We start from the raw sequence: 16,080 nt of genomic DNA, 5'->3' as shown, positions 1-16,080 counted from the left end.
AATATTAATTATCAAACCTATGAAAATTAAAACATCAATTGCAACAATGGCCGTTATGTTAAGCGTGTGCTTAATGGGATGTAAAAAAAAAGAATTGATTACAGAGATTCCACCTGATATCGGAAAAACAGATGTTACGGATGCTCAAAAAGCAAATTTAGAATCGGTTGGTGCTGCGGGTATTGCAGGTGTAAATTGGGCGGATGGCCGAGATAATTTTGTTGATGGCTGGGTAATCCCCTCAGGTTTAACCGCTGGTGATGATTACACCACTGTATCGGCAAAGGCAAATGCCATATTAACAGGTTTCCAGAATAACATGGCGGGTGTAAATACGGTAAGGTTGCCAATTAATCCGCCAAGTGTATCCGATTCGTGGTGGGGTGCATATACAGGCGCAATAGATCGAGCATTGAGCAAGAACATGAAAGTGATTTTAGCTTGTTGGGAGAGTGCATCTTCCCATAATGGTACTATTGATGACACTACTCAGTTTTGGGCCATGTGGCAAACCGTAGTTAATAAATATGGAAGTAATGCCAATGTGTATTTCGAACCCATGAATGAGCCCTATGGTTATACATTGGCCCAATTAACCACTATTTATGCCGAATGGCTTTCCCGTTATCCCAATGTAAGCAAAGGGCGGATTCTTTTAGGGGGTACCGGCTATTCGGAAAATGTAACAGCTATTGGTGCAGATAGCCGCTTTTCGAGTTGCCTCTTATCCCTGCATAATTATGCATTTTGGGCTACGAGAACACAATCGGCCTGGGAAGCCGACTGGAGAAACCGTTTTGGTAGTTATGCAGGCCGTACCGTGGTTACTGAATTCGGTGCAGCCATGACTACGGGTAAAAATTATACCGGTTCGGTTGGTAGCGATAATGAGATTGCCTATATAGTTGGTTCTACCAATGTATTTAGAACCGATAAAGTTGCCAGTGTGTACTGGCCAGGGCTTAGGGATAATGATAGCTACAGTATTCAGAACCGTGGCGGAAGCGGAACAAATATTACCTTAACAACTACCAATCAATCGGGATTAACCCGTATCAGGTATGGCTGGGGTTTATAATAAGATTTAAGGAAAAATCCGTCTCATAAATAATAATTTATGAGACGGATTTTGCTTTAATAAATGTACTTAATTGCTAAAAATCTCATCAGGAAAGGCACTACTTTTCCGGTCGATTTTTCTACAGCCATTTGTGTACCGCTGTATTTTTATCTACACTTTAGCTTTCAGGTAATCCATAGGGATATCACCCAAACTTTTATCACCCTTCTACCAAACCGGGCCTATTTGACTTCAGTACTATCTATTTATTCAAAAAATTAAAGTGCAAACGTTTGATGCTCGGCAGGGGGGACTCATATCAGAAACCTGGCGTACTATTCTTTTTCAGTAAGTGCTTTTTTCCTAATCCTGCTCAGTGTTTCGAGCCGCATGCCGATAAATGATGCAATATACTTAAGTGGCACACGGTTTATTAAATGAGGATAGGAAACCAGGAATCTTTGATAACGTTTCAATGCAGTGGGCAGCCTGCTTATATAAGCACGTTCAGTTGCTCCGAGGAAATAAATCTCTGTCATTTTACGGCCCACGTAGTTGGCAATCGGAAACTTGTTGTAAAGCAGTTTCGACATTTCGTGCGGAATGGCAATTGCAAATACCGGATCAATCGTTTCAATATATTCATCAGAGATTTCATTCTCCCACAAATTTCTGATGGTTCCCGCGAGTTCATTTTCGGCAGCAATCCAAGTCGTAATTTTTTTGTTTCCCATTTTAAGGTAACCATGTACTGCTCCTTCCAAAATAAGGAAAATATATCGATTACGCTTTAATGGCGAGGCAATGTGTTTGTTTTTGGCAAAGCGGATGGGAAAGGTTTGCTCGTTAATAATTTTTTCAATTTCATCATTAAGGGGATGATAAGATTTGAAAACTGTAATGAGTGGCGAAAAGCCTCCAAATGCAGCCCACTTATCTTCACCGTAAGTATTTTCAATATTCATTAAAGGAATGGTAATTTATCTGTAAAAATGGAAATAATAGTGAAAATAAAAAATCACTTTTATAACTACAAAGGTTTTATTCAGCCAATACTTTAAATCAGATTTCGGTATAGAAATATATTTTTTTACTGCAGTGCTTATTTTGATGATGATGAACAAAAAAATAGAAATAATATTTTTTGTTGTTCTAGTCTGATGTTTAATTATTTAGCTGCTTTTTGTTTCGTTAATGTTAAGTTTTTATTAAATAGATTGACTTTGTTCTTTGCAGGAATGAATTTAATTTCTAACTTCGCAGCCTCGAAAGGGACAAATGATTCCGTAGCTCAGCTGGTAGAGCATTACACTTTTAATGTAGTGGTCCTGGGTTCGAATCCCAGCGGGATCACAGAAAGCCTCACAGAAATGTGGGGCTTTTTTGTTTTATCCCCGCTGGGATTCGAACAGAAGCGCCGGCCTGGGTTCGATTTGTAAAAGGCTCAGGACTAAGTTCGGGGTTTGCAGACTGAGCCAATCCCAGCGGGATCACAAAAAGCCTCACAGAAATGTGGGGCTTTTTTGTTTTAGACCTGTACCTCCAAAATTTGCAAAAATACTGATCACTGCATTTAGTGTTAAAACGGTCACTCGGCTCATTTTAAGTGGTTTTAAACTTCTAAAAAACAGGGTTGGATTCAATGGTCGTTTCGTCTGGAGAAAAGAAATGGAGATGCGCTAATAGTCTTAAATCAAAAATTGTATTTTTTATTCTGATATGTTTTTTTTTAAGAGGGCTGGTTTGCCGTATATCGTGTCTCCGACACAGCTATACACCAACAATACCTTAAGATAACTTTCTCTTTACATATCATTTAGCTATTGTTAACACGCCGATCTAAAGCAAAGCAAATTTTTGACCTACCTGATCTACACCAGGGCTATAACTCAACCAAAGCAAGTGCGAAGCAGTATGAAAGCAAGTACCTAGTAGGCCTGGCCGGAAGGTGGCCTAAACGTGGGGTAAATGTGGCGTAAAGGTGGATTTTGGAATATTTTTTTGAGGATTTTAATCAGATGGATTGATTTGGGTGATCATCCCTTTTGATTATCCTAATATACTAAAATTATGGCTGTTTGGAATGGAATTATCAAAATTAACGGGCAAACAGGATCTTGTTTTTTTTCAAACGCAGAATTAAGGCTATTAATAAGGTACCTCATTCCGGGCGTTCGAATTTCAAAGCCACTCTAAGATATTGCAAACGTTGATTTTTACACTAGGTGTAAATCCCAGCGGGATCACAGAAAGCCTCACAGAAATGTGGTTTTTTTTTGTTGGCGTGCATTTCTGTTAATTACACATGTTTGGTGGGATAAAGTTCATTAAACCCCAAAGTTACAAAGTAGTGGATTTTGAATATAAAATTGAGTTTAGAAGGGCGATGCACCCACAATTCTGATAGGATATTTTCTGAGAAATCTAATTTCTTATCCTTCTTGCAGGAAGCCATAACTGCTCATGGTTATAATTCAGACCAGGTAACTGAGGTGTCTTTTTGTACTTTGGAACACTAATCTTCCAAACTACTTTTGGTGATAGTGCTATTTGTTTTGATAATCTTGATCACTTTTTTTTGACTATGAATATTTATGCTAAATTTGTGAGGCATGAATTTTTCTTAATTAATTAACAATCTCGATAATGTTTTTTCTACACTGAACCCCTCTCACACTTATTTGGCCTTCTGCCTTTCAGTGTTATAATCGAACTATATTTTAATTGGCTAGTTATTTCTTATTCATGATTACAGGTGGATAGAGATGGCTACAGCTTAACCAAACAAAAACGCCTCGTTATGTGCCTAAATAAATGCCTAAAATTCAATTTAAAACCCTTGGGAAAAGCAAGTAGAAATCAATTGCTTTTAATGTGGGGTAACTTTGGCCTATTTAAATTTGTTCTGCCTTTTTTTTTCTTGATAATATCGTTCGGATCGTACGCACAAAAGCCAAATATTAGTTATACAAGCCCACAAACAGTTTTTCTTGAAAAAGAAATAACACCCATTAATGTTACAAATACTGGTGGAGCTGTTCCAGCCAGAGTATACCCTCAAGTCCATCAACTTTTTTCATCAAACCCATTGTTTATTGATCATTTCGTGAAATCTTCGTCGGGGGATTTTTATGGCATTCAATACGCTTCAATAATCCGTGTAAAACCGGATGGAAGTTCTTCCGTGTTTGCTGGAAGTATAACTTACGGTTATGCCGATGGAGTAGGTACGTCTGCACTGTTTGGTAAGATGAATGATATTATAAAAGATAATGCCGGAAATTTGTATGTGGCTGAAAATAATAGCAGGGATGAAACAAATGGGCGAATAAGAAAAATAACGCCAGCAGGTGTAGTATCAACTTATGCGCAAGGGCTGTTTATGCCAAAGGCGCTTGCTATGGATGCGAAGGGCATAATCTATGTTGCCGAAGCGCCGGGCAGGATAATGAAAGTTGCTACCGATGGTACTGTTTCTTTTCTGGCTGGCAAGTCTGGAGTTTCAGGAAAAGCAAACGGTACAGGTGCCGCTGCCTCATTTTACAATGTGGTTGCCATAACGGTAGCTACTGACGGGAATATATATGCATTAGAATCGGGCAATAGTTTGATTAGAAAAATCACGCAGGAAGGTGTTGTAACAACCTTTGCCGGCTCGAGCTTTGGTAGTGTGGATGGCAGCGGGCCATCTGCTTCTTTTTGGGCTCCAATCATGATGCAAATGGATTCGAAAGGAAATTTAATTGTTGCGGATGGAAATTCATTGTTTCGCCGTGTAAGTCCTGCTGCAGATGTGGTTACCATTGGAGGACCAGTATATTATGATCCAAACGGACAAACGAAAGCTCAAGACTATTATAACAACTTCATACTTGATGAGGATGATAATATTGTATATTTCGGAGCAGGTCTTTATAAGATCTTAACAACGGGCTTTACCGTCACCCCAACATTACCAGCGGGGCTCTCGTTGCGTACCGATGGTACTATAACTGGTACACCAAAGGCACTTTCTACTGCCACTAATTATAAAATTTCCGCATCAAACGAAGTCGGAATAAGCACCTATAATTTAAATCTCACGGTCGCTGTTTCTACAGAACCGCCCGTAATTACTTCCTTTTCACCAACATCAGCATATACAGGGCAAGGGCTTACCATTACAGGAAGTTATTTTACAGGCACAACTGCGGTAAGTATAGGTGGAAAGCCCGCCTCAAGTTTTTATTTAACATCTCCAACCAGCCTTTCTGCAACTGTTGCTGCTGGCAGCTCAATATCAGGAGATGTTACAGTAACTAATCCGTACGGAACAGCCAGTTTATCAGGATTTACCTTTATCCCTCCACCTACTATTACAGCGATCTCTTCTTCTAGCGGGGCAGCAGGTAGTATTATAACGATTACAGGTACAAATTTTATCGGAGTATCTCAGGTTAATTTTGGAGGATATTACGCTTCGTTTACAATCGTTTCGCCAACACAAATAAATGCAGTAGTAGGAAATAGTGGGGGATCGGGGTCGGTGACTGTTTATGCCCCTGCTGGAAGTGCAAATTTTCCTGGCTTTACTTATATTGCTACTCCAAGTATTAATACCGTATCTCCCTATAGTGGTGGTACAGGTGATAATATAACGATAACCGGTAGTAATTTTAGTAATGCAACAAATGTAAGTTTTGGAAACACTCCTGCAAGTTCATTTACAGTGGTTTCTCCAACAACCATCAAGGCTGTAATTGCCGCTGGCTCAGGTAATGGCATTACTGTAACTACACCCGGAGGAAAAGCAATATATAGTAATTTTATTTATATTTTACCTCCGGCTATTACTCAGGTATATCCACTTAAAGGCGGACTAAATAGCTCAATTACAATCATTGGATCTAATTTAAGTAATTCACAGGTAAGAATAGGTGGTGTGCCGGCCAATATAGGTTATAATAGCAGTAACCAGATTTTGGCTTACGTTGGCAGTGGTGCTTCATCGGGTAATGTAACCGTTACAAATACCTACGGAACGGCATCTGTGCCAGGATTTATCTGGGTGGCAGCTCCAACTGTTACCGCTTTTACACCAACAACTGCGGCTAGTGGAGATGTTATTACGATTAGTGGTACGGATTTAACAGAAGTAAGTACGGTAACAATTGGTGGTGTTAATTCGTTATTTACCATTTTATCGCCCACCTCAATCAAGGCCACTGTTGGTGCTGGGGCGAGCGGTGCTATTGGGGTTAGTTCGCCAGGTGGTTCTGCAAGTTTACCTGGTTTTAGTTATCTAGGGCCGGCTATTACTTCGTTTACACCAACAAGCACTGGTGCTGGTCAAACTGTTGTTATTACCGGGAATAACTTTACAAATGCTTCCGATGTTTATTTTGGGGGTATTGCCGCTACTTCATTTATTGTCAATTCATCAACTCAAATTACTGCTGTTGTTGGTTTAGGGAAATCAGGAAGTGTAACGGTAGTAACACCTTTGGGACGGATTTCCGCACCTGGGTTTACCCATCCAGGTCCATCGATCTCTTTTTTTAATCCACAGTATGCCGGTACATTGTCAACATCACCAGTAACAATTACCGGTGTAAATTTTACAAATGCTACCGCTGTGCGTTTTGGAGGAGTGCCAGCCAGATCATTTACAGTATTGTCGCCAACTTCTATAAGTGCTATGCCAGCTGAATCTACATCGGGAGATGTGGTAGTTGTAACACCACTCGGTCAGGATGCTAGATCAGGCTTTGTGTGGGCTCAGCCACCAACAATTACAACGTTTTCTCCTGCTGCACAAAAAAGTGGTGGACAGGTAACCATTACCGGAACGAATTTTATTGGTGTTACCGGAGTGAAAATTGGAGGTGTTGCGGTTTCATATTCTACAGTTTCACCTACTAGCATTTTCGTTTACATCAATAATACCGTTGTGAGCGGTAGTATCAGCGTGAGTACAGTTGGGGGGAGCGCTTCAATAGATGGATTTATTTATAATTCACCGGTTATCCAAAGCATTAGTCCGCTAATAGCTGCTGCCGGCCAAACAGTTACCATTACCGGCAACAATTTTGACGGTATACAATCAGTAAACTTTGGAGGTGTTAATGCAGCTTCTTTTTCTGTTGTCTCCTCAACCACAATAACGGCTACAGTTGGAACAGGCAATACTGGCAATGTAAATATTGCCGGTACTGAAGGAACGGCAAGTATAGCTGGTTTTACATTCTTGCCTCCGCCATCAATATATTCATTTACCCCTACTTCAGGTGGTTTAGGAACATCTGTATCTATCAATGGTTCAAATCTTATCACTACATCGGCAGTAACGATAGGTGGTATTGAGGCAACAATAACCAGCGTAACTAACAATGTGGTGATGGTTACAGTAAATGCTGGAGCCAGCGGCAAAATTTCTCTAACAACTATTGCAGGTACTGCGCAGATGGATGGTTTTATCTGGTATCCTGCCCCAATCATCGCCAGTGTAAGCCCGCTCATTGCGAATGGGCAAACTCCAGTTACTATAACGGGGAGTAATTTTAATGGAATAACACAGGTTAAATTTGGCTCATCTACGGTTGGATTTACAGTGGTATCGCCAACTCAGATTAAAGTCACGCCTGCAAATGCCTCCAGTGGAACCATTACCGTAACAAATTCCGGGGGAACTGCTTCTTTTCAGGGGTTCATTTTTTTGCCTGCTCCGGTAATCACTTCATTTACAACAATTGGTGAAGGCGCTACGGCAGAAGTCAAAATTATCGGGGCTAATTTTACTAATGTTACCAGTGTGAAATTTGGTAGTGTGGAAGCAAGTTCATTTATCGTAAATTCACCTACCAGTATTCAGGCAATACCCGGTTTAGGTGAAACCGGATTGATTACTGTTACGGGTGATGGCGGATCTGGAGCAATAGCCGGATTTTTATATAGTAAGCCGCCTGTGGTACTTTCATTTTCACAAACATCTGGACCGGTTGGAACAGCATTAAGTATAACGGGAGATAACTTTAATACCGTACCTGAAAAAAACGTGGTTTATTTTGGCCCCGTTAAAGCCCAGGTTACTAATGCAACCAAAACGAAATTAGATGTTGTGGTACCGGCCGGCGCAAATAATTTAGTTACAGTAACCAATATAGATAAGGGGTTAACCGGATATTCGAACCTGCCATTTTTGGTTACCACTACAGCCACCTTTTCGGGCTATTCGAACAAGCATGATATAAATTTCAACGCTGCAGTTTCTTCAATAGTTACCAAAGATTTTGACGGCGACGGCACTCCTGATTTTTTAATTGCAAAAAACGATTCGCTGTATGTCCTTTTACATGGTAGCGATAAAGTGTTATCCGGATCATCGTTTACTCAAAAAGTTAATTTAATGAGCGGGAAACAAGTGATAAACACAGTAGTAGATGATGTAGACGGAGATGGAAAACCCGATATTTTATTTGGTACAGGACTCAGTATTGTTTTTTTACGGAATACATCAACCGGGGGTAATATATCTTTTAGCACAACTGCATTTGAATCATTAAACAGTTCATACTCGGGTATGACGCTTAGAGACATCGATATGGATGGCAGACCAGATTTATTTTCAGGTACAGATGGAACTTATTATCCTAATACTTCAAGGGTGGGCACTGTATCTTTTGGTACCGCAGGATACTTTCAAAATATCCCCTCGAGCAGCAATATTTCATTTAGCTTAACCGATATTGATGGTGACAATATGCCTGATCCTATATATGGAAGTTCTTATAATGGATTTACAATATTTAAAAATAATACGGTGCCAGGTAGTTTAAATCCTCAACTTTTTCCAACTACGTATATCCAGCACTCGAGTTATTATCCTTCAACTTTAATGTCTGCCGATTTTGACGGAGATAACAAAGTGGATGTGCTTGAAAATGATTATGGCTATAATGCTGGCAATGTATTTCTGGTTTCAAGAAATATAGCAACAAAGGGAACGATTACCACCTCGTCGCTCGAAACACCTCAAGTGTTTTCGAATACGGGACTGAAATATCGAAACGGTTTGGCTGATGTTGATGGAGACGGTAAGATAGATGTAACGGGAGGGGTAAATTCTACTATTAGCTATTCGCGTAATTTATCTAGTGTTGGCAATATTCTGTTTGCAACGCCTGTTCAACTAATTTCAGGTACTAACGATAATTTAAATAATTATAAAGTATGTGATATGGATGGCGATGGCAGGAATGATCTTGTGGTTCTAGACCCTATAAAAAATAAAATAACGATTTATAATAATGGCCCTATACCTATACCGCAAATAACCTCAGTATCTCCTCTTATTGCAGCAAAAGACTCAACTGTTTATATTGTCGGTAAATATTTTGACCAAACATCGGTTGTGAATTTTGGTACTAAGGCTGCAAAATCATTTAGGATAGTTTCACCTCAAACTATTATAGCAATTGTTGGTGAGGGAGAGAGTGGTAGCGTCACTGTTCAAACTCCGAATGGCCAAGATTCGTTTCCAGGTTTCGTTTTTGTAAGCCCTCCGGTTATTACATCAGCAGTAGCAGCAACAGATGGTACTGGGCAATTACTAATATCGGGAAGTAACTTTACCAAAACTACTCATGTATCTATAGCGGGTGTGTCTGCGGTGTCGTTTATGGTTAAGTCTGATACACAGATCGCAGCAACCTTTTTGGGAATAAGCGGAATGTTATCGGTAACTAATATAGCAGGTACTTCAACCTTTACTGAACGGGTTACCGTTTTGCCTATGCCAATCATCACGGCTTCAGGACCGCTTGAATTTTATCCAGGGGGTAGTGTATTGTTATCGGCAAATTCGGAAGCAGGCTATACCTACCAATGGATGAAGGATGGGGTTAACATTGTAGGGGCAACTTCGGGTACTTATACAGCTAGCCAAAGCGGAGCATACACTGTTACTATAACGTTGGCCGGAGTGAGTAAAACATCGGCGGCTACGGTAGTTACCTCAACATTTGCATTGCCCGCTTCTAACTTTACGATAACGGCTAATAGTGCTACTTGTCACGGATCAGCCAATGGTACAATTATGATTAATGCTGCGCAAAGTTTGAATTATACTGCCACAATAACTGGAGGAAGTGTAAATGCTACCTATCCTTTTACCAGCACAACCAGTATTAACAATCTGGCATCGGGCACTTATAATGTTTGCTTTACCATTGGCGGCCAAAGCAGTTACCGGCAGTGTTTTAATGTAGTAATAACCGAACCTAAAAGTTTGGCTGTATACGCCGCTGTTAATAATACTGCACAGAGCTTAAACCTTACCTTAAATGGTAGCAGTACTTATTATGTTACGCTGAATGGGGTAACCACTACAACTACAGCAAGTAATATCACACTTAGCCTGAGAAATGGTGCAAACGATGTAACCGTTGCTACAGATAAATCTTGTCAGGGCATTTATCAAAAACGTTTCGATCTGTCAACCGGAATTCTGGCCTATCCAAATCCGTTTACATCAATATTTAATGTAAATCTGGGCAATGAAGAGGTTCCTTTGGCAACCATTGAATTATTTAAAATTACCGGTGGAAAGGTTTATAGCAAACAATTTACCAATACTTCTGGGACGGTGCCAATCGAACCTCAGAATCTTACTCCTGGAGTTTATCTGCTTAAGGTGAAAACCGGTAAAAGTGAAAAAACACTTAAAGTTGTGAAATTATGAGAAAGTACATCGCCATTATATTAATAACTGCTGCCTTATTTACTAGTTGTAGCAAAAAAGACACTACAGATATTAAACCTGACCCCCAACCTGCAGTACTTACCTATCCTGCTCAAAACTCAGTATGTACGTCCGGAACTGTTATATCAACCACTCAAAGCACCATAACCTTTACCTGGAACAGCGCAAGCAATACTGATAATTATGAGATAAACATCAAAAACCTGCTGACAAATGTTGTTACTACAGTAACGACTTCTACCAATCAGTTATCGGTAAACCTTGATCGGGATATGCCTTATTCTTGGTATGTTTTGTCAAAAGCTAGTGCATTATCAACAACGGCTAAGAGTGAGGTGTGGAAGTTTTATAATGCAGGTACAGGTATTGTATCTCATCCTCCATTTCCCGCCGACAATCTTTCTAATATTTTCGGGCAAGGCACTGCATCTGGCACGGTTAACCTAACTTGGACAGCAAGCGATCCGGATAATGACATTTCGGGCTACGATGTATATTTTGGTACAAGCAGTACACCGCCATTCTATAAAACCAGTATTACCGATAAATTTTTGAACAGTATAGCAGTAACTTCAGGTACAACTTACTATTGGAAGGTGATCACGAAAGATGTAGCAGGTAATACCTCAGATTCTGGAATATTCCAGTTTAAGGCAAATTAGGAGCAGTAAAGAAGTAACAAATGCCGGATGTTTATCCAGGGTCATATCCAACAAACAACAAGGGAAGAGAAAAAGCTGGAGTAAGCACTAGCTTCTGAATTTCACTGGGAATTAAACGGCACTTAAGGTATTTTAATAAGACAGCAAGCCCCTGCAAGCTTAGATTGACAGGGGCTTTCAATTTTGAAGATCCTAACTTTGAACATCGGCAATATGAAACTTTATTGGGCTACGGAAAATCGAAAACGGCCAATAACCTTTTTGCAGTCGAACTCGATGCCCGAGGTGCGAAATCTGGTATAAGGGCTTATGCCGTACATCCTAGCTCGGTTAACCATACCGATTTAGGAAGAGAAGCACCTATGGAACTTTACCAGCAAATGGGTACTCATGATGCTGATGGTCATATTTTTCCGGATGTAGAAAAGAAACTGAAACAACTTACACAAGGTGCTGCTACAACGGTTTGGTGCGCTACAAGCCCGTTACTTAATGAGATTGGGGGTGTATATTGTGAGGATGCTGATGTAGCGGAACTGGATTTGGGTCATATTGAACACTTAATGTCTGAACCATTAACCTTGCGTGGCGTAAGGCCTTATTCGGTTGATGAAATAAATGCAAAACGGTTATGGCGTTTGAGTGAGGAAATGCTTAATATAACCTTCAACGCCGATTAATTAAAATCAATTATTTGTATTTTAGCAACAATGGAGTTTCAAACAAAATATATCACTTCAGAGATTAAACTCTCTTGTTATGAAGACAAGTTGTTTAAAACTGAAGTGGTTTTCGACAACCACATGCTGATATGGTTTATTTCAGGAGAAACTAAAATTATTGAGGCCAATAAAGAACATGTGTTTAATGCGGGAGATATTTTTTTGATCCCCCGAAATCAACTGGCCACAATCATCAATTACCCAAAAGATGGGCTGCCGCATAAAACAGTGGTAATGCACTTATCGGCAAAAAGGTTAAGAGATTTTTACGCAGATATAGAGGTGAAGCATAAAGTACAGGTATCACAGCAAATATTGAGTTTTAGCCATCATCCATTACTAAAAAGCTGCCTGGCATCTTTGATCCCTTATTTTGATCTTCAGGAAACTTTTCCAGAACATATTGCTGCATTAAAAATAAATGAAGCCATTAATATTCTTCGGTTTATCGATCCTGAAATTGATAACGTGCTGTCTGACTTTCGGGAGCCTGGTAAAATTGATCTGGTAGACTTTATGGAAAAAAACTATATGTTTAATATGCCTCTAGAGAAATTTGGATACCTCATGGGCCGGAGTTTGTCGACTTTTAACCGGGATTTTAGAAAAGCATTTAACCGTTCTCCACAAAGATGGCTAACTCAAAAAAGATTAGAATTGGCCCATTATCAACTTGTAGAAAAGCATAAAAAACCTGTTGAGGTATATATGGAGTCGGGTTTTGAAGATTTGTCGCATTTCTCTTTCGCCTTTAAAAAAGAATTTGGATATGCACCTTCTACCTTAGTAAAGTGAAATATAGATCATCAGACAACATGAAAATGTTATCTGATTTTGTTGAAATTGCCGGAAGGGATGAACAGATAACCTTAATCTTCCTTTTTAAGCCAGGCAACCTGTTGATGGCTTTCATGCGGCTGACCCAGTATATCTTTGTACAGATCAGGTTTCCTCGCCTGGATATATCGGTATCCTCCAGCATTGGTAAGTCGGTTGGGGTTTAGTTCTGCTATAACAAATTCATTATCCAAAGACCTGCATTCGGCCACTATATCACCAAAAGGATCGATAATCATCGAACATCCATTTTTAAGCTGATCGTCATCCATTCCAATCGGATTGGCAAAAACGGCATATATTCCATTGTCATAAGCTCGGGCAGGTAACCATTTCATTAGCCATTCTCGGCCCTTTAATCCATCAAATTCAATACGTAATAAATCGCTATTCTGCTCTTTGTTCTCCCAAAGTTTAGCTTCTACAAAACCCGCTCCAGGTCGGGTAGAGGGTGTACACATGGTTACATGTGGCATAAAGATGATTTGTGCACCTAGCAGTGTAGTTGCCCGTACATTTTCGATAATGTTATTATCGTAACAAATCAATATGCCGCATTTCCATCCATATAAATCAAATACTGTAAAGGCATTGCCAGGTAAAAGATGAGGGTTTATAAACGGATGCAGCTTTCGGTGTTTGGCAATCAGGCCTGTTCCATCAACACAAACATAAACTTTAAACAGATTGTCGTTTTCATCTTTTTCAAATAATCCGGCAAGAATAGCGATGTTAAATTCTTTGGCGAATTCAATTAACTGCGTAACGCTTGGGCCTTGGGGTACAAATTCTGCGAGCTCAAGCATCTGTGGTTTAGAAAGGTGCCGGGCAAAGGTGTAACCTGTTATTGAGCATTCGTGGAAAGCAATTGCTTGTGCACCCTGGCTTGCGGCTTCCATGGTTAACTGTCTAATCACCGAAAGGTTATACGCTTTATCGCCGCTTTTATTTTCGAACTGTGCTGTGGCTATTTTAAAATTTTTCATTTTTAAGGTGTTTTTGCTAACTGTTCAAAGCTAACGAGTGCGATTCTGAAAAATTTGTATAAAACCGACAAAGATATTAGTGAAGGGGCATGAGGTTTATCGCCAGCATCTGGGTAGTATCTTTATAATGGCTAGGCGTAAATCCGGTCATTTTTCTGAAATTGCGGTTAAGGTGGGCATGATCATAATAGCCAGATTCGTAAATTAACGCTGCTATTTTCTTTTTATGGGGCTGTTTTTGAAGCAACTTAAGGAAGTGCTGAAACTTAATGGTATTTGCAAACCTTTTAGGGGAGGTACCGATATGTTCACGGAATTTACGTTCTAACTGTCTTTCGGTTGTAGGAAGTGCTTTAAGTAAATCTTCTATACTAATCATACCTTGATGCTGATAGATTAGCTTCATTGCCATCATAAAATCGGCGGTCAAGTGCCTTTGCGAAGGCATGTGCTTTAATAAGAAATTTTCAATAATGCCAATAGCGGTATCTGTTGTTAAAGCTGAAAGAATTTGTTCTTGTAAATTGCGGGCTTCCTGTCCAAACAAATCTTCAAGCGGTATGGCATGATCATTTAATTCATAAGCCGCGGTACGAAAATGGGTAAATAAGGCATAAGGTTCTAAAACCACAACGATCATATTTAAATTGCCAGTAGCAACTATGGTATTGTGGTGAGTGAGTTGCCCATAAATAAAACTTTGCGGCTGAAGTTGCGCAGTTAGATTTTTTTCATTCCATTGCAAAAATGGATCTTTTAAATGAAAAACTATGCCTGGATTACCATCCGAAAACATCCGGTAATACTGCTGTGAACTGGTTTTTTGATCTATAATTAAATAGTGTTTCACCAATCCCTGAAGTAAAGGCTGAGGAGGTAATTGCATATTAACAAATGTAGCAGAATCGTAGCAATTTGTCCAGTTCTACCCGATATAATGTCCGCTACACATCCTATCAATTATTTGTCAGTATGTTAACTTTGATATATAATATTATTCTCATTTTTTTAAAACAGGCAGAACCATGGGAAAGCAAGATTTTACAGCTACCATTCTGGTAGATCAAAGTCAGAATGAAGTATTTAATGCAATCACCAATGTTAGGGGATGGTGGTCGGAAGCTATTGAAGGCGCTACCGATATTATTAATGCCGAATCCGTTTATCATTATAGAGATATTCATTACTGTAAAATGAAACTGGTAGAACTGATTCCAGATCAAAAAGTAGTTTGGCTGATACTGGATAACTACTTTAAGTTTACAACCGATAAAAGCGAATGGATTGGTACAAAGTTGGTTTTCGATATTACTAAAAAAGGAGAACAAACCGCTGTAACATTTACCCATGAGGGCTTGGTACCGCAGTACGAATGTTATGAAATTTGCAGGGAAGCCTGGACTAACTATATTAAAGAAAGCTTGTATAAGTTGATTACCACAGGAAAAGGGGAGCCAAATCCGAAAGAAAACGATGGATTTAATACCGAATTGGCAAAAAAGTAGAAACTGGAAGCCTGATCATAACTGCAGAGGCCGATTAAAAAGTTAAATTCGATCCGCATTGTCATTGTCCAAAGGACTCCTACGGAGAGCTTGTCGAAACGCTCTGTTAAGGCTATTTAACCTAGTCCTTCGACAGGCTCAGGATGACAGTCTATATTATGGGGTGGCCACTGCAGTTAATATATACATTAAATTTATTGTTAGTGTTTCCGAAGATTTTCCAGTGTGCCAATAATCTTCTTTTGGCTTTTAATGGTTTCTTCGTAAAGTTCGAGCAATTTATTTTTTTCTTTGATTAAATTTTTAAGCTCATTAAGCTCCTCATCACTTTGGGCAAGGATATCGATCTCAAATTGAGCCAGGTCTTCATCTTTACGGTAGTATTCGAAAAAATTAATACCAAGTACTATAGAGATTTTTGTTAATAAATTGGTATCTACCGAGGCCGATTTAAGTAAAGTATCTACCCGGTGTTTGCTAACGCTTATTTTCTCGGCAAGTTGATTCCTACTCATCGATTTTGCCTTCATCTCTTTCCAGATCAGTAACCCGATATTTATGCTCATGGT

Annotated in this window: 10 protein-coding genes and 1 tRNA gene; 7 read left to right on the top strand and 4 right to left on the bottom strand. The window is 39.4% G+C overall.

Translation table 11 applies throughout. The features are described 5' to 3' along the window. Nucleotides 1-19: 19 nt before the first annotated feature. Complete coding sequence (locus AC07VK_RS07920) at nucleotides 20-1,078, top strand: cellulase family glycosylhydrolase (protein WP_492959541.1); 1,059 nt, start codon at nucleotides 20-22, stop codon at nucleotides 1,076-1,078. A 317-nt stretch (nucleotides 1,079-1,395) separates the two neighbouring features. On the opposite strand, the gene AC07VK_RS07915 is transcribed toward AC07VK_RS07920, so the two are convergent. Next, the gene (locus AC07VK_RS07915; protein WP_492959539.1) at nucleotides 1,396-2,025 is read right to left on the bottom strand and encodes a Crp/Fnr family transcriptional regulator; all 630 of its coding nucleotides are present in this window, start codon (nucleotides 2,023-2,025) and stop codon (nucleotides 1,396-1,398) included. A gap of 315 nt (nucleotides 2,026-2,340) precedes the next feature. On the opposite strand from AC07VK_RS07915, the gene AC07VK_RS07910 reads away from it, so the two are divergent. The 5 genes from AC07VK_RS07910 to AC07VK_RS07890 all read left to right on the top strand — a co-directional run bounded on the left by AC07VK_RS07910 (nucleotide 2,341) and on the right by AC07VK_RS07890 (nucleotide 12,978). Then, nucleotides 2,341-2,413 (top strand) — tRNA-Lys (locus tag AC07VK_RS07910). 1,753 nt (nucleotides 2,414-4,166) lie between these two features. After that, entirely contained in the window at nucleotides 4,167-10,778 is a 6,612-nt protein-coding gene (locus AC07VK_RS07905) for an IPT/TIG domain-containing protein (RefSeq protein WP_492959537.1), read from the top strand. Continuing rightward, nucleotides 10,775-11,461: a hypothetical protein gene (locus AC07VK_RS07900; protein WP_492959535.1), complete on the top strand. Its 687-nt coding sequence runs from the start codon at nucleotides 10,775-10,777 to the stop codon at nucleotides 11,459-11,461. The genes AC07VK_RS07905 and AC07VK_RS07900 overlap by 4 nt, the downstream gene beginning before the upstream one ends. Nucleotides 11,462-11,625: 164 nt before the next feature. Further along, nucleotides 11,626-12,141 (top strand): SDR family NAD(P)-dependent oxidoreductase, encoded by a 516-nt coding sequence (locus tag AC07VK_RS07895; RefSeq protein ID WP_492959533.1) that lies wholly within the window; start codon nucleotides 11,626-11,628, stop codon nucleotides 12,139-12,141. A 30-nt stretch (nucleotides 12,142-12,171) separates the two neighbouring features. Continuing rightward, complete coding sequence (locus AC07VK_RS07890) at nucleotides 12,172-12,978, top strand: AraC family transcriptional regulator (protein WP_057934714.1); 807 nt, start codon at nucleotides 12,172-12,174, stop codon at nucleotides 12,976-12,978. A gap of 74 nt (nucleotides 12,979-13,052) precedes the next feature. On the opposite strand, the gene AC07VK_RS07885 is transcribed toward AC07VK_RS07890, so the two are convergent. Next, entirely contained in the window at nucleotides 13,053-14,006 is a 954-nt protein-coding gene (locus AC07VK_RS07885) for a nitrilase family protein (RefSeq protein WP_492959530.1), read from the bottom strand. Between the two features lie 76 nt (nucleotides 14,007-14,082). Continuing rightward, nucleotides 14,083-14,892, bottom strand: a complete 810-nt coding sequence (locus AC07VK_RS07880) for an AraC family transcriptional regulator (protein ID WP_492959528.1) — start codon at nucleotides 14,890-14,892, stop codon at nucleotides 14,083-14,085. Nucleotides 14,893-15,031: 139 nt separating this feature from the next. On the opposite strand from AC07VK_RS07880, the gene AC07VK_RS07875 reads away from it, so the two are divergent. Next, a complete protein-coding gene (locus AC07VK_RS07875) occupies nucleotides 15,032-15,511 on the top strand; it encodes an SRPBCC family protein (RefSeq protein WP_492959526.1) in 480 nt (159 codons plus the stop codon). A 200-nt stretch (nucleotides 15,512-15,711) separates the two neighbouring features. Here the strand turns inward: AC07VK_RS07875 and AC07VK_RS07870 are convergent, their stop codons facing one another. Continuing rightward, nucleotides 15,712-16,077, bottom strand: coding sequence for a helix-turn-helix domain-containing protein (locus AC07VK_RS07870; protein WP_215126174.1), 366 nt, complete (start codon nucleotides 16,075-16,077; stop codon nucleotides 15,712-15,714). Nucleotides 16,078-16,080: the final 3 nt, after the last annotated feature.

The organism is Pedobacter sp. GW821-FHT01D05 (assembly GCF_059422505.1).
Note: the sequence above shows the minus strand (reverse complement) of the source record. Positions and strands in the feature narration are given on the sequence as shown.

Coding starts and splice junctions, on each gene's coding strand:
- AC07VK_RS07920 (WP_492959541.1), top strand. CDS start 20: ATGAAAATTAAAACATCAATTGCAACAATGGCCGTTATGTTAAGCGTG.
- AC07VK_RS07915 (WP_492959539.1), bottom strand. CDS start 2,025: ATGAATATTGAAAATACTTACGGTGAAGATAAGTGGGCTGCATTTGGA.
- AC07VK_RS07900 (WP_492959535.1), top strand. CDS start 10,775: ATGAGAAAGTACATCGCCATTATATTAATAACTGCTGCCTTATTTACT.
- AC07VK_RS07890 (WP_057934714.1), top strand. CDS start 12,172: ATGGAGTTTCAAACAAAATATATCACTTCAGAGATTAAACTCTCTTGT.
- AC07VK_RS07885 (WP_492959530.1), bottom strand. CDS start 14,006: ATGAAAAATTTTAAAATAGCCACAGCACAGTTCGAAAATAAAAGCGGC.
- AC07VK_RS07880 (WP_492959528.1), bottom strand. CDS start 14,892: ATGCAATTACCTCCTCAGCCTTTACTTCAGGGATTGGTGAAACACTAT.
- AC07VK_RS07875 (WP_492959526.1), top strand. CDS start 15,032: ATGGGAAAGCAAGATTTTACAGCTACCATTCTGGTAGATCAAAGTCAG.
- AC07VK_RS07870 (WP_215126174.1), bottom strand. CDS start 16,077: ATGAGCATAAATATCGGGTTACTGATCTGGAAAGAGATGAAGGCAAAA.